The organism is Streptomyces chartreusis NRRL 3882, from assembly GCF_900236475.1.
GTDB lineage: Bacteria > Actinomycetota > Actinomycetes > Streptomycetales > Streptomycetaceae > Streptomyces > Streptomyces chartreusis_D.
In genome coordinates, this window is record NZ_LT963352.1 from 5,460,001 (window position 1) to 5,482,386 (window position 22,386).

Consider the following 22,386-nt stretch of genomic DNA (forward strand, 5'->3'; position numbering starts at 1 on the left):
TAGCGGGGCTCAAGCGTACCGCCGAAGTCGTGTCATTCACACAATAGCCCCAACGGGTGTGTGGATGGGTAGGGGAGCGTCGTCTGCCGGGTGAAGCAGCCGTGTAAGCGAGTTGTGGACGGTTGACGAGTGAGAATGCAGGCATGAGTAGCGATTCACACGTGAGAAACGTGTGCGCCGATTGACTAAGGGTTCCTGGGTCAAGCTGATCTGCCCAGGGTAAGTCGGGACCTAAGGCGAGGCCGACAGGCGTAGTCGATGGATAACCGGTTGATATTCCGGTACCCGCTGTGAAGCGTCAAACATCGAGCATCGTGATGCTAAGGCCGTGAAGCCGCCCCTGATCTCTTCGGAGTGAGGGGGAGTGGTGGAGCCGCTGAACCAAGCGGTTAGTAGGTGAGTGATGGGGTGACGCAGGAAGGTAGTCCAGCCCGGGCGGTGGTTGTCCCGGGGTAAGGGTGTAGGCCGTGCGGTAGGTAAATCCGTCGCACACAGGGCTGAGACCTGATGCCGAGCCGATTGTGGTGAAGTGGATGATCCTATGCTGTCGAGAAAAGCCTCTAGCGAGTTTCATGGCGGCCCGTACCCTAAACCGACTCAGGTGGTCAGGTAGAGAATACCGAGGCGTTCGGGTGAACTATGGTTAAGGAACTCGGCAAAATGCCCCCGTAACTTCGGGAGAAGGGGGGCCACATCTGGTGATGAGCTTCGCGCTCTGAGCTGGGGGTGGCCGCAGAGACCAGCGAGAAGCGACTGTTTACTAAAAACACAGGTCCGTGCGAAGCCGTAAGGCGATGTATACGGACTGACGCCTGCCCGGTGCTGGAACGTTAAGGGGACCGGTTAGCTCCATTTCGGTGGGGCGAAGCTGAGAACTTAAGCGCCAGTAAACGGCGGTGGTAACTATAACCATCCTAAGGTAGCGAAATTCCTTGTCGGGTAAGTTCCGACCTGCACGAATGGCGTAACGACTTCTCGACTGTCTCAACCATAGGCCCGGTGAAATTGCACTACGAGTAAAGATGCTCGTTTCGCGCAGCAGGACGGAAAGACCCCGGGACCTTTACTACAGTTTGATATTGGTGTTCGGTTCGGCTTGTGTAGGATAGCTGGGAGACTGTGAAGCGCTAACGCCAGTTAGTGTGGAGTCGTCGTTGAAATACCAGTCTGGTCGTGCTGGATGTCTAACCTGGGTCCGTGATCCGGATCAGGGACAGTGTCTGATGGGTAGTTTAACTGGGGCGGTTGCCTCCTAAAGGGTAACGGAGGCGCCCAAAGGTTCCCTCAGCCTGGTTGGCAATCAGGTGTTGAGTGTAAGTGCACAAGGGAGCTTGACTGTGAGACCGACGGGTCGAGCAGGGACGAAAGTCGGGACTAGTGATCCGGCGGTGGCTTGTGGAAGCGCCGTCGCTCAACGGATAAAAGGTACCCCGGGGATAACAGGCTGATCTTCCCCAAGAGTCCATATCGACGGGATGGTTTGGCACCTCGATGTCGGCTCGTCGCATCCTGGGGCTGGAGTCGGTCCCAAGGGTTGGGCTGTTCGCCCATTAAAGCGGTACGCGAGCTGGGTTTAGAACGTCGTGAGACAGTTCGGTCCCTATCCGCTGTGCGCGTAGGAGTCTTGAGAAGGGCTGTCCCTAGTACGAGAGGACCGGGACGGACGAACCTCTGGTGTGCCAGTTGTTCTGCCAAGGGCATGGCTGGTTGGCTACGTTCGGGAGGGATAACCGCTGAAAGCATCTAAGCGGGAAGCCTGCTTCGAGATGAGGACTCCCACCCACTTGATGGGGTAAGGCTCCCAGTAGACGACTGGGTTGATAGGCCGGATCTGGAAGCACGGTAACGTGTGGAGGTGACCGGTACTAATAGGCCGAGGGCTTGTCCTCAGTTGCTCGCGTCCACTGTGTTGGTTCTGAAACCACGAACAGCCCCATGCCATGGTCATGGTGTGGTGCGGCTGACAGTTTCATAGTGTTTCGGTGGTTATAGCGTAGGGGAAACGCCCGGTTACATTCCGAACCCGGAAGCTAAGCCTTACAGCGCCGATGGTACTGCAGGGGGGACCCTGTGGGAGAGTAGGACGCCGCCGAACAAATATTGGGAAACCCCCGCATCGAAAGATGCGGGGGTTTTCTGCGTTTGAGGGCCCCCTTTCGAGGGGCCCTCACCGTCACAGGCGTCCAGCCGCCTTCAAGGCCAAATACGCGTCCGCCAGTGCCGGCGCCAGATCGTCCGGTGTCGCGTCCACGACCGTCACGCCGTGACGGCGGAGTTGTTCCGCCGTGCGGTGGCGCTCGGACTGGGCCTGGGCGGCTGCGGCGGCTTCGTAGACGGCGTCGGCGTTTCCGCGCGCCTTGGCCATTTCGGTGATGTGCGGGTCCGCTACTGATGCCAGCAGGACCGTGTGGCGCTGGGTGAGCTGGGAGAGGACCGGAAGGAGGCCCTCTTCGATGGGGGCCGCGTCCAGGGTCGTGAGGAGCACGATCAGGGAGCGGCGAGGGGATGTGCGCAGGGCGGTGGCCGTGAGGCCTCGGGCGTTCGTTTCGACGAGCTCGGGTTCGAGCGTCGCCATCGCGTTGACCAGGGACGGGAGGACATCGCCTGCCGTGCGGCCCTGGACGAGGGCACGGACCTTGCGGTCGTAGGCGAGGAGGTCGACGCGGTCGCCGGCCCGGGAGGCGAGGGCTGCGAGGAGGAGGGCCGCGTCCATTGAGGCGTCGAGGCGGGGCGCGTCGCCCACGCGGCCTGCCGAGGTGCGGCCGGTGTCGAGGACCAGCAGAATGTGGCGATCGCGTTCTGGGCGCCAGGTGCGTACGGCGACCGCCGACTGACGGGCTGTGGCGCGCCAGTCGATGGAGCGGGTGTCGTCACCGGGGACGTACTCGCGCAGGCTGTCGAATTCGGTGCCCTCGCCGCGGGTGAGCACGCTGGTGCGGCCGTCCAGTTCGCGGAGGCGTGCCAGTTTTGAGGGCAGGTGCTTGCGGCTGGTGAAGGGTGGCAGGACGCGTACCGTCCAGGGGGCCTTGTGGGTGCCCTGGCGGGAGAAGAGGCCGAGGGGTCCGTACGAGCGGATGGTGACCCGGTCGGCCTGGCGGTCGCCTCGGCGGGTGGGGCGCAGGCGGGTCGTCACGCGTCGGCGTTCGCCTGCGGGGACCGTGAGGCGGTGGCGGGAAGCTGTCGTTTCCATGCCCGGCTGCCAGGCGCTCGGGGGCCAGGCGTCGCGGAGTCGGGCTCGGAGGGGGCGGCGGGACGGGTTGGTGATGGTCAGGGTCACGTCCGCCGTGTCGCCGAGGCGTACGGAGGTGTCGCCGGAGCGGGTGAGGCCCAGGCGTCGTACGGGGGCGGCCAGGGCGAAGTCGCAGGCGCAGGCCACGGCCAGGGGTGCGTTGACCGCCAGGATGCCCGTCCAGCTGGGTTCCCAGATCCCGACGGGGAGGGAGCCCAGGGCCGCGAGGAGGGCGGCGCGTCCGGTGAGTGCCATCAGCGGGGGACGGGGACGTGGGCGAGGATCGCGTTGATGACGGAGTCGGCCGTCACACCTTCCATTTCGGCCTCCGGGCGGAGCTGTACGCGGTGACGGAGGGTGGGGAGGGCGAGGGCCTTCACGTCGTCCGGGATGACGTAGTCGCGGCCGGTCAGCCAGGCCCAGGCCCGGGCGGTGGCCAGGAGGGCCGTGGCGCCTCGGGGGGAGACGCCGAGGGTGAGGGACGGCGACTCGCGGGTGGCGCGGCAGATGTCGACCACGTATGCGGTGATCTCCGGGGAGATCGTCGTCTTGGCGACCGCGACGCGGGCTGCCTCGAGGTCGGCCGTGCCGGCCACGGGGCGTACGCCGGCGGCGTGGAGGTCGCGTGGGTTGAAGCCCTCGGCGTGGCGGGTGAGGACGTCGATCTCGTCCTGGCGGGAGGGGAGGGGGATGGTGAGTTTGAGGAGGAAGCGGTCCAGCTGGGCTTCGGGGAGGGGGTAGGTGCCCTCGTACTCCACCGGGTTCTGGGTCGCGGCGACCAGGAACGGGTCGGGGAGGGGGCGAGGGGTGCCGTCGACGGTGACCTGGCGTTCCTCCATGGCTTCCAGGAGGGACGACTGGGTCTTGGGAGGCGTGCGGTTGATCTCGTCGGCGAGGAGGAGGTTGGTGAAGACCGGGCCGGGCTGGAAGGAGAACTCGGCCGTGCGGGTGTCGTAGACCAGGGAGCCGGTCACGTCGCTCGGCATCAGGTCGGGGGTGAACTGGACGCGCTTGGTGTCCAGTTCGAGGGCGGAGGCGAGGGCGCGGACCAGGAGGGTCTTGGCGACGCCGGGGACGCCTTCGAGGAGGACGTGGCCGCGGCAGAGCAGGGCGACGACGAGGCCGGTCACGGCGGGGTCCTGGCCGACCACGGCCTTGGCGATCTCGGCGCGCAGGGCCTCCAGGGCGGCTCGGGCGGCGCCCGGGTCACCGGTCTGCCCGGCGTTGTCAGTGGTCGGGTCCATCATGGACGGCGTACCTCTCTTTCGAGGGCGTCGAGTTGGTCGGCGAGTGCGATGAGTGCTGCGTCGTCGCTGGGCGGTGGCCCGAAGAGCAGGGTGCGCAGGTCCTGTCCGTCGCCATGGAGGTGGTCGGACAGGGCTGGGAGCAGGGCCTCGGGCGTGTGCGCCTGGGTGACGGGGACGCCGGTGAGGGGGGCGAGGCGGGTGCGGGTGGTGGAGCGAAGAGCGTTGGCCGCGCGGTCGCGGGCGTCGGTCTTGCGATAGAGGCGGGCTCGGCCTTCGGCGGTTTCGGAGGCGCGGATCGCCACGGGGAGTCTTTCGGGCACGAGGGGGCCGAGTCGGCGTGCCCGCCAGAGGGCGGCCAGGGCTGCGGCGATGAAGAGTTGCAGGGTGCCCCAGAGCCAGCCCGAGGGGAGCAGGTCGAAGAAGCTGCGTTCGTCGTCGGTGCCGGTGGCCGACGTGTCGGAGAGCGAGGGGAGGTACCAGACCAGATGGGGGCGGGAGCCGAGGAGTTGGAGGGCGAGCGAGGCGTTGCCCTGCTTGTCGAGGCGGTCGTTGAGGAGGATGTCGGGCGCGCCGAGGACGACGGTGTCGCCGTCCCCGGTCGCGTCCGGGATGCGCAGCAGGGTGGACAGGCGCTCGCTGGGGTAGCACTTGTCAGCGTCGAGGTGGGTGGTGGTGTAGCGGACGCCGCCCGTGTCGGCGGTGCCCGCGCGCCGGGCGGCGGGCAGGCCGCAGTCGGGGGAGAGTGTCGAGTCGAGGCTGGTGGCGGGGTCGGCGGTGACGCCGGGGGCGAGTCGTTCGACGGAGGCGCTGCCGGCGGCGACCAGGACGGTGCGGCCGCGGGCGTCGGCGAAGGCGTTGTGCAGCCGGGTCTGCTGACTTCGGGTCAGCAGGTCGGGGACGGCGACCAGGAGGGTCGTGTCCGGGCCGGCTGCGGCGGCTGCCTCGTCGAGGGTGGTGACCACGCGTGTGTCCACGCCCCGGTCGGCGAGGAGTTCGGCGACGGCGCGGCTGCCGCCCGGGTCTGCGGAACGCGGGTCGAGTTCGCCGTGCCGGGCGTCGGAGCGGAGCACGGCGATGGCGATGGCCCCCACCAGGAGCAGCACGAGGGCGAGCGCGATGCCGCGCGCGCGGGTCCATACCTGGCGTGCGGTGGGCGAGGCCGAGGTGGACGGGAACGTGGCCTCGGTGGTCATTCGGCGGCTCCCTGGCGGGTGTGGGGGGCCGTGCTGTGGGCGCTGCTCGTGGCGAGCTGGGGCTTGGTGCGTTCCAGGTCGCTGTCGAGCTCGGCGATGCGCTGGTACGACTGCTCGGTCGCCGACCGGCCGCCGTACGTCACGTCGTCGAAGTCGCGGGCGGCGGCGCGCAGTCGATCGGTGTGGGCGGGCAGGGCCCGGCCGGCTTCGGCGGCGGCCTCGTCGGCGGTGCGGCCGGGGCGGACGTCGAGGAGGGCGCGTTCCTCCAGGGCGCGGACGAGGGCCCGCATGCGTTCCTGGACGGCCTGGTTCCAGTGGCCCTGGGCGGCGTGTGCCTCGGCGGCTGCGCGGTGGTCGGCGGCGCTGCGGGGGCGGTCGTCGAACAGGGTGGCGGACGAGGTGGGTTGGCGGCGCGGGGTGCCCAGGCGCCACCACAGGGCGGCCAGGACCGCGGCGACGGCCAGGATGATGACGACCAGGCCGAGTGTTCCGCCGGGCGTGGCGGTCGAGGCGGCGTTGAACAGTTTGTCGAGCCAGTCCCAGAAGGCGTCGAGGGCGCGTTGGAACAGGCTGGGGTCGTCCTGGTGGTACATCCGCTTCGACAGCTCGCGCCGGGCCGCCTCGCGCGCGGGGTCGCGCGGGATGGTGAGGGGCGGTTCGTCGGCGGAGCGCGCCGACGACAGTACGGCGGTGTCGCCGGCGCGCAGCAGCGTCCGTATGGCGGCGCCTGGCAGCGCCGATGTGAGGGCTTCCCCCGCCCAGCTCACCGCATCAGCTCCCCGGGACGGCGCCGGGGGCGGTGGGGCCGTAGCCCTGGACACCGGCGGCGCGGGCCAGTTCGAGGTCGAGGGCCTCGCGGCGGATGCGCTGGTCGATGTAGAGGAGCACGGTGACGCCGGCCGTGATCGGGAACGTGATCATGGAGCCGATCACCGCGCCGATGCCGCTGACGATGAGGAACGTCCAGCCGAGGCCGGAGCCGCCGCTGTTGAGCCAGCCTGTGACGCCGTCGCCGCTGAGGGCTGCGGCGAGGAAGGTGAACGGGATGACGATGATCGAGGCGACGACGTTCGCGATGATCGTGGCGAGCAGCTGGATGCCGAAGATCCGCCACCAGGTGCCCCGGACCAGCTTGGTGGAGCGGCTCATCGCCTTCTTGATGCCCTGCTTCTCCAGCATCAGGGCGGGCGAGGCCAGGGAGAAGCGGATCATCAGCCAGAGGGCGACGATGCCGGCGCCGATGATGCCCAGGACGATCAGGGCGACGCCCGGCCCGGTGCTCCCGGCGGCGGCGATGAGGATGCCGGGCAGGGTGCCCACGGTGACGATGCCGGCGGTGATGAGCAGCAGCAGGCAGATGAGGCCGAAGAGTTTGACGACCTGGGGGCGGGCGTCCCGCCAGGCCTCGCCGATGGTCACCGACTTGCCGAGGACGGCGCGGCTGGTGACGGTCGTGAGCAGTGCGGTCGCGATGACGGTGCCGACCAGGGAGATGACGAAGACGACGGTGGAGTTGAGCATGGCGTCGCCCATGGCGCGGCTCAGTTCGCTGAGGGTGGCGCTCGGGTCGTTGAGGGCCTCGGTGCTGGAGTCGTCCAGGACGAGGCCCTGGAACAGCACGACGATGATCTCGGTGATGACCGCGACGGTCAGGGAGATGCCGAGGACCGTGCGCCAGTAGGTGCGCATGGTGGAGACCGCGCCGTCGAGGATCTCGCCCACGCCGAGCGGGCGGAGCGGGATCACGCCGGGTTTGGCCGCGGGCGGGGGGCCGCCCCAGGCGTTGCCCCAGCCGCCGTATCCGCCGGGGGCTCCCGGGCCGCCGGGACCGTAGCCTCCGGGGCCGCCAGGGGGCTGGGTGCCCCAGCCCGGGCCGGGAGGCGGGGGCGGGGGAGCCTGGCCTGGGACGGCCGGGCCGCCAGGGCCGCTGGGGGCGGACCACTGGGCGGGTGGCGGCTGGTCCTTGGACCACTGCGGGCCGGGGCCCTGCGGGGCCTGGGCCGGCTGGCCCGGCTGGTCCGCGGGCTGTGCGGGGCCAGGGCGGTCGGCGGGCTCGGCAGGGCCGGACGCGTCAGGCTTCTGCCCGTCGGACGGGGCGGATCCGGGCGAGGCCCAGCCCGGAGTGTCGTTCATCGTCGCTCCTTCACGGTGCCCGTCCGCGGTCGCGGCGGCAGGTTGGCAGCCATCGTGCCATGGGGTGGTCTTGGAGTGACCGGCAGCGGTATGGGCTGCGTACCTTCAATTGTCCGCGCGATTGGGGGCAGACTGACCGCATGGCTGATCAGTACGCGTACAGCGGCGATGACAAGCGGCCGACCGAGATCCCGGCTATCCGTTGGGAAGAGCCACCGGAAGGACCTGTTCTGGTCCTTCTCGACCAGACGAGGCTGCCCGCCGAGGAGGTCGAACTGGTCTGTACGGACGCGCCCGCGCTCGTGGAGGCGATCCGCTCGCTCGCCGTGCGCGGGGCGCCCCTGCTCGGCATCGCGGGGGCGTACGGCGTCGCGCTCGCCGCCGTGCGGGGCTTCGACGTGGACGAGGCCGCGGCCGCGCTGGCGAGCGCCCGGCCGACCGCGGTGAACCTGGCCGTGGGTGTGCGCCGGGCGCAAGCGGCCCACGAGGCCGCGCTCGCCGAGGGCGGTGACGTCAGGCAGGCGGCCGCGGCGGCGCTGGCGGCGGCGCGGCAGTTGCACCGGGAGGACGCCGAGGCCAGTGCGCGGATGGCCGAGCACGGGGTGGCACTGCTGGACGAGTTGCAGCCCGGCGGCGGGCACCGGATCCTCACGCACTGCAACACCGGTTCGCTGGTGTCGGGAGGGGAGGGGACCGCGTTCGCGGTGGCGCTCGCGGCACACCGGGCGGGCCGGCTGCGGCGTCTGTGGGTGGACGAGACGCGTCCGTTGTTGCAGGGCGCCCGGCTGACGGCGTACGAGGCGGCGCGCAGCGGGATGGCGTACACACTGCTCACGGACAACGCGGCCGGCTCGCTGTTCGCCGCCGGGGAGGTGGACGCGGTGCTGATCGGGGCGGACCGTATCGCTGCGGACGGTTCGGTGGCGAACAAGGTCGGGAGCTACCCGCTGGCGGTGCTGGCGCGGTATCACCATGTGCCGTTCATCGTGGTGGCGCCGGTGACGACGGTGGATGCGGACACCCCGGACGGGGCGTCCATCGAGGTGGAGCAGCGGGCCGGTCATGAGGTGACCGAGTTCGTGGCGCCGCAGGTGCCGGTGACCGGGGCTGAGGCGGGCGGCGGCATCCCGGTGGCGCCGCTGGGGACGCAGGCGTACAACCCGGCGTTCGACGTGACCCCTCCTGAGCTGGTGACGGCGATCGTCACGGAGGAGGGTGCGGTTTCGCCGGTGACGGCCGAGGCGCTCGCCGAGGTGTGTGCCCGGTCGCGCCGGGCGGCGGCGGGCTGAGCCGGGCGGCTGCCGGAGCGCGTGCGGAGTGGTGCGGGCTCCGGCAACCTCGTCCCTTCGAGGACAGCAGGGGCTCGCCGCCGGCCGTCGTCGAGATCAACAGCGGGCGGACGAGGGCAGACAGTAGCGCTTGCTGCGACTATGGTCACTGGCCGGTGACCTACCTCACCACTGCCTTCGCCACTGTTATGAGAATGGGATGATGTCGTTTATGAAGGGACGAGTCCTTGTCGTCGACGACGACACCGCACTTGCCGAGATGCTCGGCATCGTGCTGCGTGGTGAGGGTTTCGAGCCGTCTTTCGTGGCCGACGGCGACAAGGCGCTGGCCGCCTTCCGCGAGTCGAAGCCCGATCTGGTGCTGCTCGATCTGATGCTGCCCGGCCGGGACGGTATCGAGGTGTGCCGTCTGATCAGGGCGGAGTCCGGGGTGCCGATCGTGATGCTCACGGCGAAGAGCGACACGGTCGATGTCGTCGTGGGCCTGGAGTCGGGTGCCGACGACTACATCGTGAAGCCGTTCAAGCCGAAGGAGCTGGTGGCCCGGATCCGGGCCAGGCTCCGGAGGTCGGAGGAGCCCGCTCCGGAGCAGCTCGCCATCGGTGACCTGGTCATCGACGTGGCCGGGCACTCCGTGAAGCGGGACGGGCAGTCGATCGCGCTGACGCCGCTGGAGTTCGACCTGCTGGTCGCGCTCGCGCGCAAGCCGTGGCAGGTGTTCACGCGCGAGGTGCTGCTGGAGCAGGTGTGGGGCTACCGGCACGCGGCGGACACGCGCCTGGTCAACGTGCACGTGCAGCGGCTGCGCTCCAAGGTCGAGAAGGACCCGGAGAAGCCGGAGATCGTGGTGACGGTCCGTGGTGTCGGGTACAAGGCAGGGCCGAGCTGACATGTCCGGCGACAGTGCCGCTTCGGCGCCCGGACGGTCCGGGGCCCGCCCGGGGCGGCCTGTCGGGCGGAAGAAGGCGGGTTCCCGCTGGGCACGGTTCCTGGAGAGCGGGTTGCTGCTCCAGGGCGGGGTCCAGGGCAGTCCGGTCATCCGGCTGTTCATGCGGTGGGTGCGCCGGCCGCTGCTGCCCGTCATGCGGCTGTGGCGGCGCAACATCCAGCTCAAGGTCGTCGTCACCACGCTGCTGATGTCGCTGGGTGTGGTGCTGCTGCTGGGCTTCGTCGTCATCGGGCAGGTGCGCAACGGCCTGCTGGACGCCAAGGTGAAGGCGTCCCAGAGCCAGGCCACGGGCGGGTTCGCGGTGGCCAAGCAGCGGGCCGACGAGGCGGCGAGCGGCACCGGCGACGACGTCGCCACGGCGGACGGGCGCCCCGCGCAGAACGTCACCGAGTGGATGAGCGACCTCGTCTCCTCGCTGTCCAGCGGCGGCCAGGGCGCCTTCGAGGTGGTGACGCTCCCGGCGTCCGACGCGGACGGCGCGGGCGGCCGCGGGCAGCGTGCCTCCGGCGAGGTGGACTGGAGCAGGAGCGTGCCCGCTGACCTGCGCGAGCGGATCGGCAGCAGTACGACGGCCGCGCAGAGCTACACCCGCATCACGTACAACAACGCGATCAAGGACTCCCAGCCGGGCCTGGCCATCGGCAAGCAGGTCAACGACCCCAACGGGGACCCGTACCAGCTGTACTACCTCTTCCCGCTCACCCAGGAGGAGAAGTCGCTGAGCCTGGTCAAGGGCACCCTGGCGACGGCGGGGCTGTTCGTCGTGGTGCTGCTCGGGGCCATCGCCTGGCTCGTGGTGCGGCAGGTCGTCACGCCCGTGCGGATGGCGGCGGGGATTGCGGAGCGGCTGTCGGCCGGGCGGCTCCAGGAACGTATGAAGGTCACCGGTGAGGACGACATCGCGCGGCTCGGCGAGGCCTTCAACAAGATGGCGCAGAACCTCCAGCTGAAGATCAGCCAGCTGGAGGACCTGTCGCGGATGCAGCGCCGGTTCGTGTCGGACGTGTCGCACGAGCTGCGGACTCCGCTGACGACCGTACGGATGGCCGCGGACGTCATCCACGAGGCGCGGGAGGACTTCGACCCGGTGACCGCGCGGTCGGCGGAGCTGCTCGCCGACCAGCTGGACCGGTTCGAGTCGCTGCTCGCGGACCTGCTGGAGATCAGCCGGTTCGACGCGGGTGCAGCGGCGCTGGAGGCGGAGCCGATAGACCTCAGGGACGTCGTGCGCCGGGTCGTCAGCGGGGCCGAGCCGCTCGCGGAGCGCAAGGGCACGCGGATCCGCGTGCTCGGCGACCAGCAGCCCGTCGTCGCCGAGGCCGACGCCCGGCGCGTGGAGCGCGTGCTGCGCAACCTCGTCGTGAACGCCGTCGAGCACGGTGAGGGCAGGGACGTCGTCGTCAAGCTCGCCGCGGCCGGTGGCGCGGTCGCGGTCGCGGTGCGGGACTACGGCGTCGGGCTCAAGCCGGGCGAGGCGACCCGGGTGTTCAGCCGCTTCTGGCGGGCCGACCCGGCACGCGCGCGTACCACGGGTGGTACGGGTCTGGGGTTGTCCATCGCCCTGGAGGACGCGCGGCTGCACGGTGGCTGGCTTCAGGCGTGGGGCGAGCCGGGCGGCGGTTCGCAGTTCCGGCTGACGCTGCCCAGGACCGCGGACGAGCCGCTGCGGGGCTCGCCGATACCGCTGGAGCCCAAGGACTCGCGGCGCAACCGGGGGCTCGACGACGCCGGGCTGCCGTGTGGCGGCGGGGACGGCGAGAAGCGGGCGACCGTGCCGGCACAGTCGGCGAGCGGGCCGGTGCCGTCGGGGCCGGCGAGGGACCCGATAGCGCCGCGTGCGGCCTCCGCGGTCCCCACGGCCGATCCGACGGCGCTGCCGGGCAACGGCGCGCGCGTGGTGCCCCGGCCCGCCTCGGGCACGCGGCGGCAGGACGAGGCGCAGGCGAGCCCGGAGCGGCCGGTTCGCGACGGCGGGGCGAGCGGCCCGGAGGGCGCGGCCGGCCATGGCGCGGTCAGTGGTTCGTCAGGCGTGGTCGGCAATGGTGTGGTGAATGGTCCGGCTGGTAGTACTCACGGCCACGGTGTGGTGAGTGGTCCGGCGAGTACGGCCGGCAACGGCAGGCCGAGTGGTCCCGCTGGGGCCTCTCAAGACCCGGACGACAGCGGGCCGCGGGACGCGGACAGGCACGACGGATCCGCGGGCCCGGGCCGGGAAACAGAGGCGGAGAGCGCGGACAGGCATGGGGAGGCATCTCGTGGGCGCTGACCGTGGGGGGCGTGGTCGGCGTACGCCCGCGCGCGTGATGGCGTACGCCGCCGGTGGCGTCCTGCTGCTGGCGGGGTGCGCCTCGATGCCGGACAGCGGGGATCTGCGGGGTGTGGAGTCCACGCCGCGCCAGGACACCCAGGTGCGTGTGTTCGCGGTGCCGCCGGGGGAGGACGCACCGCCCTCGGAGATCGTGCAGGGCTTCCTGGAGGCGCTCACCAGCGACGATCCGCACTACAAGACCGCGCGGCAGTACCTGACCGGCGAGGCCGCCAAGACGTGGCAGCCGGAGCGTTCCACCACCGTGCTGACGGAGGGGCCGGGTGCCAAGCCCGAGGTGGGGGGCGGCGGGGAGGACACCGGCGAGATCTCGTACACGCTCACCGGTACCAAGGTGGCCACCGTGGACGCGCAGCAGGCGTACGCGCCGGCCACCGGGGCGTACGGGCGCACCGTGCACCTGACGCAGGACGAGAAGAGCCGGCAGTGGCGGATCGACGCGCTGCCGCAGGGCGTCGTCATGGGCGAGTCGGACTTCCAGCGCAACTACATGTCCGTCAACAAGTACTACTTCGCTTCGAACACCACGGTGGCCGGGGCGGACACCCAGCCCACCACGGTCGCCGACCCCGTGTACGTCCGCCGGCGGGTGGACCCGATGACGCAGGTGGTGCGCTCCGTCCTGAGCGGGCCCACGCGGTGGCTGGGGCCCGTCGTCCGGTCGAGCTTCCCCACCGGCACGGCGCTGCCGAAGAACGCCGGTGCCCTGACGCCCGACGACCGGAACAAGCTGACCGTCCCGCTCAACGACAAGGCCGCGGGCGTCGGCACCAACCGGTGCGAGGAGATGGCGGCACAGCTGCTGTTCACGTTGCAGAGCCTCAGCCCCGCGGTGGAGGAGGTCGAGCTGCGGGTCGGCGGGGCGGAGCTGTGCTCGCTCGCGCAGGGCGCGGCCGATGCCGCCGCCTCCCGGAGCTCGGCGCGCCACCCCGACTACCTGTACTTCGTCGACGCCAAGGACCGGCTGGTGCGGATCCCGGCGGGCAGCAGCGACACCAAGCCGGACCCGGCGCCGGGGGCGCTGGGCGAGGGTGACACGGCACTGCGGTCGGTGGCGGTGTCGCGCGACGAGCACACCGCGGCCGGTGTCAGCCTCGACGGCAAGTCGCTGTACGTGGGGTCGCTGGTCTCGGGCGGCTCGCTGGGCGAGCCGGTACTGCGCAGCCACGGCCGGACCGAGGCCGACCGGCTGACGACTCCCAGCTGGGACGCGCACGACGGCCTGTGGGTGGCCGACCGAGACTCGGACAAGCCCCGGCTGCTCCTGCTGGAGGAGGGCAAGGGTGATCCGCTGGAGGTGCGCGTGCCGCACCTGGACGGGCGGGTCCAGGCTGTGCGGGTGGCCGCCGACGGAGTGCGGATCGCGCTCGTCGTGGAGAAGGGCGGCAAGAAGACCCTGCTCATCGGGCTGATCGAGCGGGAGGGGAAGCCGGGCGAACAGCCGACCGTCAGCGTGGTCGAACTGCGCTCGGCGACGCCGGAGTTGGAGGAGGTCACGGCCATGTCGTGGGCCGGGGACAGCCGGCTCGTGGTGGTCGGGCGTGAGCACGGTGGCGTGGAGCAGATGCGGTACGTCCAGGTCGACGGCTCCACGCCTGACGTTCCGGCGCCCGCGGCCCTGACCGGCGTGAAGGAGGTCACCGCCGCCGAGGACGAGCGGCTGCCGTTGGTGGCGTACTCGGTGGACGGCATCGTCCGGCTGCCGTCGGGCGCGCAGTGGCAGAAGGTGACGGAGGGGACGGCGCCGGTCTATCCGGGGTGAGGTGTGACGCCCCCGTGGCCGGTGCCCGGGGGCGCGTTTTCGGATCGGTCGCTTCTGCCGGGTGTCGCGTCGCTTGTCGCGTCGCGGGTCGCTCCCTGGGCCGCCTCAGGAGTCGCCCCACCGGGCCCCGACGGACTGTCCCACGGGCCGTCCCATCGCGCCGTCACCCGTGTGGGGGGCGAGTGGTTCGCCGGGCGGGGAGTCGTCCACAGGTCGTTGTCCACAGGGGTGGCAGGGCGGGGTCCGGGTGGGCACAGTGGTGGCCATGCGGGGGTGGTGGCAGGACCTCACCGACCTGGTGCTGCCGGCCGAGTGCGGGGGCTGTGGGAGGCCTCGTACGGTGCTCTGTCCGGAGTGCCGTGCGGTGCTGAGCGGAGTCGCGGCACGCCGGGTGCGGCCGGTGCCGGAGCCGCCCGGGCTGCCCGTGGTGCACGCGGCGGCTGGGTACGCGGACGAGGTGCGGGCGGCGCTGCTGGCCCACAAGGAACGGGGCGCCCTGGCGCTCGCCCGTCCGCTCGGGGTGGCCTTGGCGGAAGCCGTGCGGGCGGGACTTCCGGCGGCGTGGTGCGGTTCCTGGGCCGGGTCTGAGAGGGCGTGGTCCGGGGACGTCGGGGCTCCTGTGCTGCTCGTGCCCGTTCCGTCGGGGCGGCGGGCCGTGCGGGCCCGGGGGCATGATCCCGCGCGACGGATCGCGCTCGCGGCGGCGGGAGAGCTGCGGCGGTGCGGGGTTCCGGCCAGGGTGCTCGGCGCGCTGCGGCAGGTTCGGACCGTCGCCGACCAGTCGGGGCTCAACTCCCGGCAGCGGCTGGACAATCTCGCGGGCGCGCTGGCGGTGGTGCCCAAAGGCGCCCGGCTGCTGTCCGGCGGGCCGGTCGTCCTCGTCGACGACCTGATGACCACGGGGGCGTCCTTGGCGGAGGCCGCGCGGGCGGTGCGGGCGGCGGGGCCGGTTTCGAACGCTTCGGGGGCCGGGGCCGTGTACGGGGGTGAGACGTGGGAAAGCAGAGAGGAACAGAACGTCGGAACAAGGCGAGAGAGGACGGGCCGGTGGCCCGGCCGGCAGGGAATGACGGGCGCGGGCGGCGCCGGCGGAGTCGTCGACGTGGTGGGCGCGGCAGTGGTCGCGGCACCACCGGACTCTTTCGAAATAAACCGGAACTGACTGAGATCTTGCGTCGTTGCAGGTAACGAGAGGGCTTATTCACCTGAACGGAGGTACGCCGCAGTAGAGGGTGACGACATCCGTCCAGGCGAGATATGTTCGGTTGAGAGGGAAAGCCGCAGGCCACACCTCTCAAATCCGAATGCCGTGCCGCGGGTTTTTTCTTCATCACTCGCGACGGTGGAGTGGAGATCTCGCCCACGGGGGAGGAGGTGGAAGTCACCGAGTCCGAGGTTCCGGGGCACACCGGGACCTGGTGCAAAAGGGAGACGCTCCGCACCGAAGCGGAGCGATCCGGGAACGGAGTTCTGCGTGGACATCGTCGTCAAGGGCCGCAAGACCGAGGTGCCCGAGCGGTTCCGGAAGCACGTGGCCGAGAAGCTGAAGCTGGAGAAGATCCAGAAGCTCGATGGCAAGGTGATCAGCCTCGACGTCGAGGTGTCCAAGGAGCCGAACCCCAGGCAGGCCGACCGCTGTGACCGAGTGGAGATCACGCTCCGCTCCCGCGGTCCGGTGATCCGGGCGGAGGCAGCGGCGAGCGATCCGTACGCGGCGCTCGACCTGGCGGCGGAAAAGCTGGAAGCCCGGCTGCGCAGGCAACACGACAAGCGGTTCTCGCGCCGTGGCGCGCGCCGGATTTCGGCCGCGGAGGTCGCCGACCACGTCCCGGGTGTGGCGACGCTCAACGGAAACGGCCTGGTGCCGACTCCGGAGGAGGAGCCGGAAGAGGCCGTCCCCACGAAGAAGATCGGCTCGCTGGAAGTGCAGGGTGACGGCCCCATCGTCGTCCGCGAGAAGACCCACGTCGCAGCCCCGATGACCCTCGACCAGGCTCTCTACGAGATGGAACTGGTCGGGCACGACTTCTACCTGTTCGTCGACTCCGAGACCAAGGAACCGAGTGTCGTCTACCGACGGCACGCCTACGACTACGGCGTGATCCACCTCAGGACGGACACCATGGTCACACACGCGCACGCCCCCGAGGCAGGCGGTGCGCTCGGCGGCTGACCATGCCGGGTGACAGCGGAGCGGGTGCCCCTGGAGCGCGTGTGCGCCCCCAGGGGCACCCCCGTGCGACCACTCGACGCCCCGCTCCGTCACCCTGGTGTCGTCCGGGCATGAAATCATGGTTGGCCACGGCCCAACCGGTGGGTCGTTGCTCTGGGTTGGCGATGGCTCAGGACCACAGGCCACAGCCTTCAGGGGGAGGAACGATGGCGGACAGCTTCGGACCGATGCGTGACGAGGATGCCGACGACGGCGTCGTCGGCATGGGCCCGGACACGGACTCTCCACGCAAGGAACCGATCAGAGTCCTTGTGGTCGACGACCACGCCCTGTTCCGCCGTGGCCTGGAGATCGTGCTGGCGGCGGAGGAGGACATCCAGGTCATCGGGGAGGCGGGCGACGGCGCCGAGGCCGTCGAGAAGGCCGCCGACCTGCTGCCCGACATCGTCCTGATGGATGTGCGGATGCCCAAGCGCGGCGGGATCGAGGCGTGCACCTCCATCAAGGAGGTCGCCCCCAGCGCCAAGATCATCATGCTGACGATCAGCGACGAGGAAGCCGATCTCTACGACGCCATCAAGGCGGGCGCGACCGGCTATCTCCTCAAGGAGATCTCGACGGACGAGGTGGCCACCGCCATTCGCGCGGTGGCCGACGGGCAGTCGCAGATCAGCCCGTCCATGGCGTCGAAGCTGCTCACCGAGTTCAAGTCGATGATCCAGCGCACGGACGAACGCCGGCTGGTGCCCGCGCCGCGGCTGACGGACCGTGAACTGGAAGTCCTCAAACTCGTCGCGACGGGGATGAACAACCGCGATATCGCCAAGGAGTTGTTCATCTCCGAGAACACCGTGAAGAACCATGTGCGCAACATCCTGGAGAAGCTTCAGCTGCACTCCAGGATGGAAGCGGTGGTGTATGCGATGCGGGAGAAGATCCTCGAGATCCGGTGATCCGGTCTCCGGTGATCCTTTGATCCGGTGGGGCTCAGGCCAGGATGCGGGCGAGTTCCTTGACGAGGAGTTCGCGCAGGTCCGGTGCGTCGACCCGTTCCACGCGTACGTCCGTGCAGTCCACCCAGGTCGCCGCCTCGGCCAGGGCCTGGGCCACGGCCGGGACCGCCTTCGCGCCGTCGAGCGTGATCTGCTTGGCCACCAGCGTGCGGCCTTCGCGGGCCGGGTCCACGCGGCCGACGAGCCGGCCGCCGGCCAGGACGGGCATCGCGAAGTAGCCGTACACCCGCTTCTGCTTGGGGACGTAGGCCTCCAGGCGGTGGGTGAAGCCGAAGATCCGCTCCGTGCGCGCCCGTTCCCAGATCAGGGAGTCGAAGGGCGAGAGCAGCGTGGTGCGGTGGCGGCCACGCGGGGGTGTCTCCAGGGCCGCGGGGTCGGCCCAGGCCGGCTTGCCCCAGCCCTCGACCGTGACCGGGACGAGGCCTGAGTCGGCGATCACCGCGTCGACCTGCTCGCCCTTGAGGCGGTGGTAGTCGGCGATGTCCGCGCGCGTGCCGACGCCGAGGGACTGGCCCGCCAGGCGGACCAGGCGGCGCACGCACTCGGTGTCGTCCAGTTCGTCGTGCAGCAGGGCGTCCGGGATCGCGCGCTCGGCGAGGTCGTACACGCGCTTCCAGCCGCGGCGCTCCACGCAGACCACCTCGCCGTACATGAGCGCGCGTTCGACGGCGACCTTCGAGCCGGACCAGTCCCACCAGTCGTTCGTCTTCTTCGCGCCGCCCAACTCCGTCGCCGTGAGGGGGCCTTCATCACGGAGCTGCTTGATGACCTCGTCGTAGGCGCCGTCCGGGAGCTCGTGGTTCCAGTGCGGGCGGTTGCGGTAGGCGCGGCGGCGGAAGGCGAAGTGCGGCCACTCCTCGATGGGGAGGATGCAGGCCGCGTGGGACCAGTACTCGAAGGCGTGGGTGTCTTTCCAGTAGGCGTTCTCCACTGTCTTCCGGCCTACCGCGCCCAGGCGGGCGTACGGGACGAGTTCGTGGGAGCGGGCCAGGACCGAGATCGTGTCGAGCTGTATCGCCCCCAGGTGGCGGAGGATGCCGCGGACGCCGGAGCGGCGGTCGGGGGCACCGAGGAAGCCTTGGGCGCGGAGCGCGATTCTGCGGGCCTCGTCTGCGGAGAGCTCTGTTGCGGGGCGCGGGGTGGTCATGGTTTTGCACGATAGGGGGTGGGACTGACAGTGGGACTGGCGGTGGGGCGTGAGCCTGCGGGGTCGGGTGTGGGGTGCTGTGTGTTGGGGCTGGGGCCGGGTGGGTGCGCAGCCCGGCGTAGCGGGGTGCCGCTGCGCCCACTCATGCCGTCCTTTGCGGCACGATTGCCCGCATCTCAGCAGCTCAGCAGCTCAGCAGCTGATCAGCTAAGCGCGCGCCGGCAAGTAAGGGGCCGTCGACGGGAGGCTCAGGTCCGACGGGAGCAAGGAGCCGATCCAGGTGTCGCGGCGTACGCCCTTGTTGTTGGTCGCGGCGCGCAGCGTGCCTTCGATCGTGAAGCCGGCTCGTTCCGCCACCGCGCGGGAGGCGCGGTTGCCCACCTCGGCGCGCCATTCGACGCGGTCGATCGCGGCGTGGACGAAGGCCCAGCGGCAGGCCGTGAGGGCGGCCTCCGTGATGTAGCCGTTGGAGCGGTGCTGCTTGGCGGCCCAGAAGCCGATCTCGCCCACGCCCAGGGCACGCATGGTGATGCCGACCATGCCGGCGAGTTCTCCGGAGTGGAGGAAGACGCCGAAGGTGTACATGGATCCGTCCGCCCAGCCGTCGGGGACCAACTGTTCCGTGAAGGCCTCGGCGTTCTCGCGGAGGTACGGCGAGGGGATCGTGGTCCAGCGCTGGATGTCGGGATCCTGGCAGGCGTCGTACACCGCGTCGGTGTCCTGGGGGCCGACCGTGCGCAGCAGGAGGCGGTCCGTGGTGAGTGTGACGGGGTCCATCGGCCGATTGTGGGGGGCGGCCCTCGAAAAGCACCATCTGTTTGCTGTGGGTGAGGGTGTGATCACGCTTCGCGTAATTCGGGCGGAGGATGCGGCACCATCCGAGGTGCCCGGACGTTGTCCCCTTTGAAGCAGAGTGAAAGCGAAATGAAGCAGCGGACGGTCGCCGTCGCGGCAGGCCCTCCCGGCGCGGTGGGGTCCTCGCATACGATGGCCGTTGCTCAGTAAGTCAAGTGGTAACCGACCGTCCCAGGCCCGACCGGCAAGGAGACCAACCCCCGTGTCCGTCCTCTCGAAGATCATGCGTGCAGGCGAAGGCAAGATCCTGCGCAAGCTGCACCGCATCGCGGACCAGGTCAACTCCATCGAAGAGGACTTCGTCGACCTCTCCGACGCCGAGCTGCGGGCCCTCACCGATGAGTACAAGCAGCGCTACGCGGACGGCGAGACGCTCGACGACCTGCTGCCCGAGGCGTTCGCCACGGTCCGCGAGGCCGCCAAGCGCGTCCTGGGCCAGCGGCACTACGACGTGCAGATGATGGGCGGCGCCGCCCTGCACATGGGGTACGTCGCCGAGATGAAGACCGGTGAGGGCAAGACCCTCGTCGGCACGCTGCCGGCTTATCTGAACGCGTTGTCCGGTGAGGGCGTCCACATCATCACGGTGAACGACTACCTGGCCGAGCGCGACTCCGAGATGATGGGCCGCGTCCACCGCTTCCTGGGCCTGAGCGTCGGCTGCATCCTCGCCAACATGACGCCGGCTCAGCGCCGCGAGCAGTACGCGAGTGACATCACGTACGGCACGAACAACGAGTTCGGCTTCGACTACCTGCGCGACAACATGGCGTGGTCCAAGGACGAGCTCGTCCAGCGCGGCCACAACTTCGCCATCGTCGACGAGGTCGACTCCATCCTCATCGACGAGGCCCGTACGCCGCTGATCATCTCCGGCCCGGCCGACCAGGCCACCAAGTGGTACGGCGACTTCGCCAAGCTGGTCAAGCGCCTCAAGCGCGGCGAGGCCGGCCAGCCGCTCAAGGGCATCGAGGAGACCGGCGACTACGACGTCGACGAGAAGAAGCGCACGGTCGCCATCCACGAGTCCGGTGTCGCCAAGGTCGAGGACTGGCTGGGCATCGACAACCTCTACGAGTCGGTGAACACCCCGCTGGTGGGCTACCTGAACAACGCCATCAAGGCCAAGGAGCTCTTCAAGAAGGACAAGGACTACGTCATCATCGACGACGAGGTCATGATCGTCGACGAGCACACCGGACGTATCCTCGCGGGCCGCCGTTACAACGAGGGCATGCACCAGGCGATCGAGGCGAAGGAAGGGGTGCCGATCAAGGACGAGAACCAGACGCTCGCCACGATCACGCTCCAGAACTTCTTCCGCCTCTACAAGCGCCACGACCACAAGGGCAAGGAACTGCCCGGCCTGTGCGGCATGACCGGTACGGCCATGACCGAGGCCGCCGAGTTCCACCAGATCTACAAGCTCGGCGTGGTGCCGATCCCGACCAACCGGCCGATGGTCCGCAAGGACCAGTCGGACCTGATCTACCGGACCGAGGTCGCCAAGTTCGAGGCGGTCGTCGACGACATCGAGGAGAAGCACCGCAAGGGCCAGCCGATCCTCGTCGGCACCACCTCGGTCGAGAAGTCCGAGTACCTCTCGCAGCAGCTCAGCAAGCGCGGCATCCAGCACGAGGTGCTGAACGCCAAGCAGCACGACCGTGAGGCGCAGATCGTCGCCCAGGCCGGCCGCAAGGGCTCCGTCACGGTGGCCACGAACATGGCCGGCCGTGGTACGGACATCAAGCTCGGCGGCAACCCCGAGGACCTCGCCGAGGCGGAGCTGCGCCAGCGCGGCCTCGACCCCGAGGAGCACATCGAGGAGTGGGCGCAGGCCCTGCCCGAGGCGCTCCAGCGCGCCGAGAAGGCCGTCCAGGCAGAGAAGGAAGAGGTCGAGAAGCTCGGCGGCCTCTACGTGCTGGGCACCGAGCGGCACGAGTCGCGGCGGATCGACAACCAGCTGCGCGGTCGTTCCGGCCGTCAGGGCGACCCCGGCGAGTCCCGCTTCTACCTCTCCCTCGGTGACGACCTGATGCGGCTGTTCAAGGCCCAGATGGTCGAGCGCGTGATGTCGATGGCGAACGTCCCGGACGACGTGCCGATCGAGAACAAGATGGTCACCCGCGCGATCGCCTCCGCCCAGTCGCAGGTCGAGCAGCAGAACTTCGAGACCCGTAAGAACGTCCTGAAGTACGACGAGGTCCTCAACCGACAGCGTGAGGTCATCTACGGCGAGCGGCGTCGCGTCCTGGAGGGCGAGGACCTGCACGAGCAGGTGCAGCACTTCATGGACGACACGATCGACGCGTACGTCCAGGCCGAGACCGCCGAGGGCTTCCCCGAGGACTGGGACCTCGACCGGCTGTGGGGCGCCTTCAAGCAGCTCTACCCGTGCAACGTCACGATCGAGGAGCTGGAGGAGGCGGCCGGCGACCGGGCCGGGCTGACCGCCGAGTTCATCGGCGACTCCATCAAGGACGACATCCACGAGCAGTACGAGGCGCGCGAGGCGCAGCTCGGCTCCGAGATCATGCGTGAGCTGGAGCGCCGGGTCGTGCTGTCGGTCCTCGACCGCAAGTGGCGCGAGCACCTCTACGAGATGGACTACCTCCAGGAGGGCATCGGCCTGCGCGCCATGGCGCAGAAGGACCCGCTGGTCGAGTACCAGCGTGAGGGCTTCGACATGTTCACCGCCATGATGGAGGGCATCAAGGAGGAGTCCGTCGGCTACCTGTTCAACCTGGAGGTCCAGGTCGAGCAGCAGGTCGAGGAGGTCCCGGTCGAGGACACCAAGCCGGTGGCCGACCTGGAGAAGCACGACACGGTGCCGGCGCAGGCCGGTGCCCGCCCGGAGATCCGCGCCAAGGGGCTCGACGCCCCGCAGCGGCGCAACCTCCACTTCTCCGCGCCGACGGTCGACGGTGAGGGCGGCACCATCGAGGGTGACTTCGCCACCGACGACGAGCCGGTGCGTTCCGAGGCCGACGGCCTCACGCGCGCGGAGCGCCGCAAGCAGGCGCGGAGCCGGGGCCGTCGCAAGAAGTGACGGTCGCCGAGGCACCGTAGA

At 69.9% G+C, this 22,386-nt stretch carries 15 protein-coding genes and 2 rRNA genes (1 of these 17 only partly in view); 10 read left to right on the forward strand and 7 right to left on the reverse strand.

Annotated elements, in window-relative coordinates:
- Both SCNRRL3882_RS24785 and rrf read left to right on the forward strand, forming a co-directional pair.
- Positions 1-1,889 (forward strand): 23S ribosomal RNA (locus SCNRRL3882_RS24785) (it extends 1,233 nt beyond the left edge of the window).
- 89 nt (positions 1,890-1,978) lie between these two features.
- Positions 1,979-2,095: ribosomal RNA gene (rrf, locus tag SCNRRL3882_RS24790) — 5S ribosomal RNA — on the forward strand.
- A gap of 78 nt (positions 2,096-2,173) precedes the next feature.
- Here the strand turns inward: rrf and SCNRRL3882_RS24795 are convergent.
- From SCNRRL3882_RS24795 to SCNRRL3882_RS24815, 5 genes are read right to left on the reverse strand one after another with little or no spacing between them, the layout of a single operon-like run.
- A complete protein-coding gene (locus tag SCNRRL3882_RS24795) occupies positions 2,174-3,484 on the reverse strand; it encodes a DUF58 domain-containing protein (RefSeq protein ID WP_010039784.1) in 1,311 nt (436 codons plus the stop codon).
- Entirely contained in the window at positions 3,484-4,473 is a 990-nt protein-coding gene (locus SCNRRL3882_RS24800; RefSeq protein ID WP_010039786.1) for an AAA family ATPase, read from the reverse strand. The genes SCNRRL3882_RS24795 and SCNRRL3882_RS24800 overlap by 1 nt, the downstream gene beginning before the upstream one ends.
- Positions 4,473-5,669, reverse strand: coding sequence for a DUF4350 domain-containing protein (locus tag SCNRRL3882_RS24805; protein ID WP_010039788.1), 1,197 nt, complete (start codon positions 5,667-5,669; stop codon positions 4,473-4,475). Before SCNRRL3882_RS24805 ends, SCNRRL3882_RS24800 begins: the two co-directional genes overlap by 1 nt.
- Positions 5,666-6,436, reverse strand: a complete 771-nt coding sequence (locus SCNRRL3882_RS24810) for a DUF4129 domain-containing protein (RefSeq protein ID WP_010039789.1) — start codon at positions 6,434-6,436, stop codon at positions 5,666-5,668. The genes SCNRRL3882_RS24805 and SCNRRL3882_RS24810 overlap by 4 nt, the downstream gene beginning before the upstream one ends.
- Positions 6,437-6,440: 4 nt before the next feature.
- A complete protein-coding gene (locus tag SCNRRL3882_RS24815; RefSeq protein ID WP_029181156.1) occupies positions 6,441-7,802 on the reverse strand; it encodes a proline-rich domain-containing protein in 1,362 nt (453 codons plus the stop codon).
- Between the two features lie 140 nt (positions 7,803-7,942).
- Here SCNRRL3882_RS24815 and mtnA point away from each other — a divergent pair, with 140 nt between their 5' ends.
- From mtnA to SCNRRL3882_RS24850, 7 genes are all read left to right on the forward strand, one after another.
- Complete coding sequence (gene mtnA, locus SCNRRL3882_RS24820; RefSeq protein WP_010039791.1) at positions 7,943-9,091, forward strand: S-methyl-5-thioribose-1-phosphate isomerase; 1,149 nt, start codon at positions 7,943-7,945, stop codon at positions 9,089-9,091.
- Positions 9,092-9,290: 199 nt separating this feature from the next.
- The gene (gene mtrA, locus SCNRRL3882_RS24825; RefSeq protein ID WP_003990656.1) at positions 9,291-9,980 is read left to right on the forward strand and encodes a two-component system response regulator MtrA; all 690 of its coding nucleotides are present in this window, start codon (positions 9,291-9,293) and stop codon (positions 9,978-9,980) included.
- A 1-nt stretch (position 9,981) separates the two neighbouring features.
- On the forward strand, positions 9,982-12,306 hold the full coding sequence (gene mtrB / locus SCNRRL3882_RS24830; protein ID WP_040903183.1) for an MtrAB system histidine kinase MtrB: 2,325 nt from the start codon (positions 9,982-9,984) through the stop codon (positions 12,304-12,306).
- Entirely contained in the window at positions 12,296-14,128 is a 1,833-nt protein-coding gene (locus tag SCNRRL3882_RS24835; protein WP_029181157.1) for an LpqB family beta-propeller domain-containing protein, read from the forward strand. The genes mtrB and SCNRRL3882_RS24835 overlap by 11 nt, the downstream gene beginning before the upstream one ends.
- Before the next feature lie 265 nt (positions 14,129-14,393).
- Positions 14,394-15,290: a ComF family protein gene (locus tag SCNRRL3882_RS24840; protein WP_029181158.1), complete on the forward strand. Its 897-nt coding sequence runs from the start codon at positions 14,394-14,396 to the stop codon at positions 15,288-15,290.
- A 312-nt stretch (positions 15,291-15,602) separates the two neighbouring features.
- Entirely contained in the window at positions 15,603-16,301 is a 699-nt protein-coding gene (hpf, locus tag SCNRRL3882_RS24845) for a ribosome hibernation-promoting factor, HPF/YfiA family (RefSeq protein WP_010039802.1), read from the forward strand.
- Positions 16,302-16,507: 206 nt separating this feature from the next.
- Positions 16,508-17,254, forward strand: coding sequence for a response regulator (locus SCNRRL3882_RS24850; RefSeq protein ID WP_010039804.1), 747 nt, complete (start codon positions 16,508-16,510; stop codon positions 17,252-17,254).
- 34 nt (positions 17,255-17,288) lie between these two features.
- On the opposite strand, the gene SCNRRL3882_RS24855 is transcribed toward SCNRRL3882_RS24850, so the two are convergent.
- Positions 17,289-18,461, reverse strand: coding sequence for a winged helix-turn-helix domain-containing protein (locus tag SCNRRL3882_RS24855; protein WP_010039805.1), 1,173 nt, complete (start codon positions 18,459-18,461; stop codon positions 17,289-17,291).
- 207 nt (positions 18,462-18,668) lie between these two features.
- Positions 18,669-19,238 (reverse strand): GNAT family N-acetyltransferase, encoded by a 570-nt coding sequence (locus tag SCNRRL3882_RS24860; protein ID WP_010039807.1) that lies wholly within the window; start codon positions 19,236-19,238, stop codon positions 18,669-18,671.
- A 280-nt stretch (positions 19,239-19,518) separates the two neighbouring features.
- On the opposite strand from SCNRRL3882_RS24860, the gene secA reads away from it, so the two are divergent.
- Positions 19,519-22,365 carry a preprotein translocase subunit SecA gene (secA, locus tag SCNRRL3882_RS24865; protein WP_010039809.1) on the forward strand — a complete coding sequence of 949 codons (2,847 nt, stop codon included), beginning with the start codon at positions 19,519-19,521 and terminating at the stop codon, positions 22,363-22,365.
- Positions 22,366-22,386 lie beyond the last annotated feature (21 nt).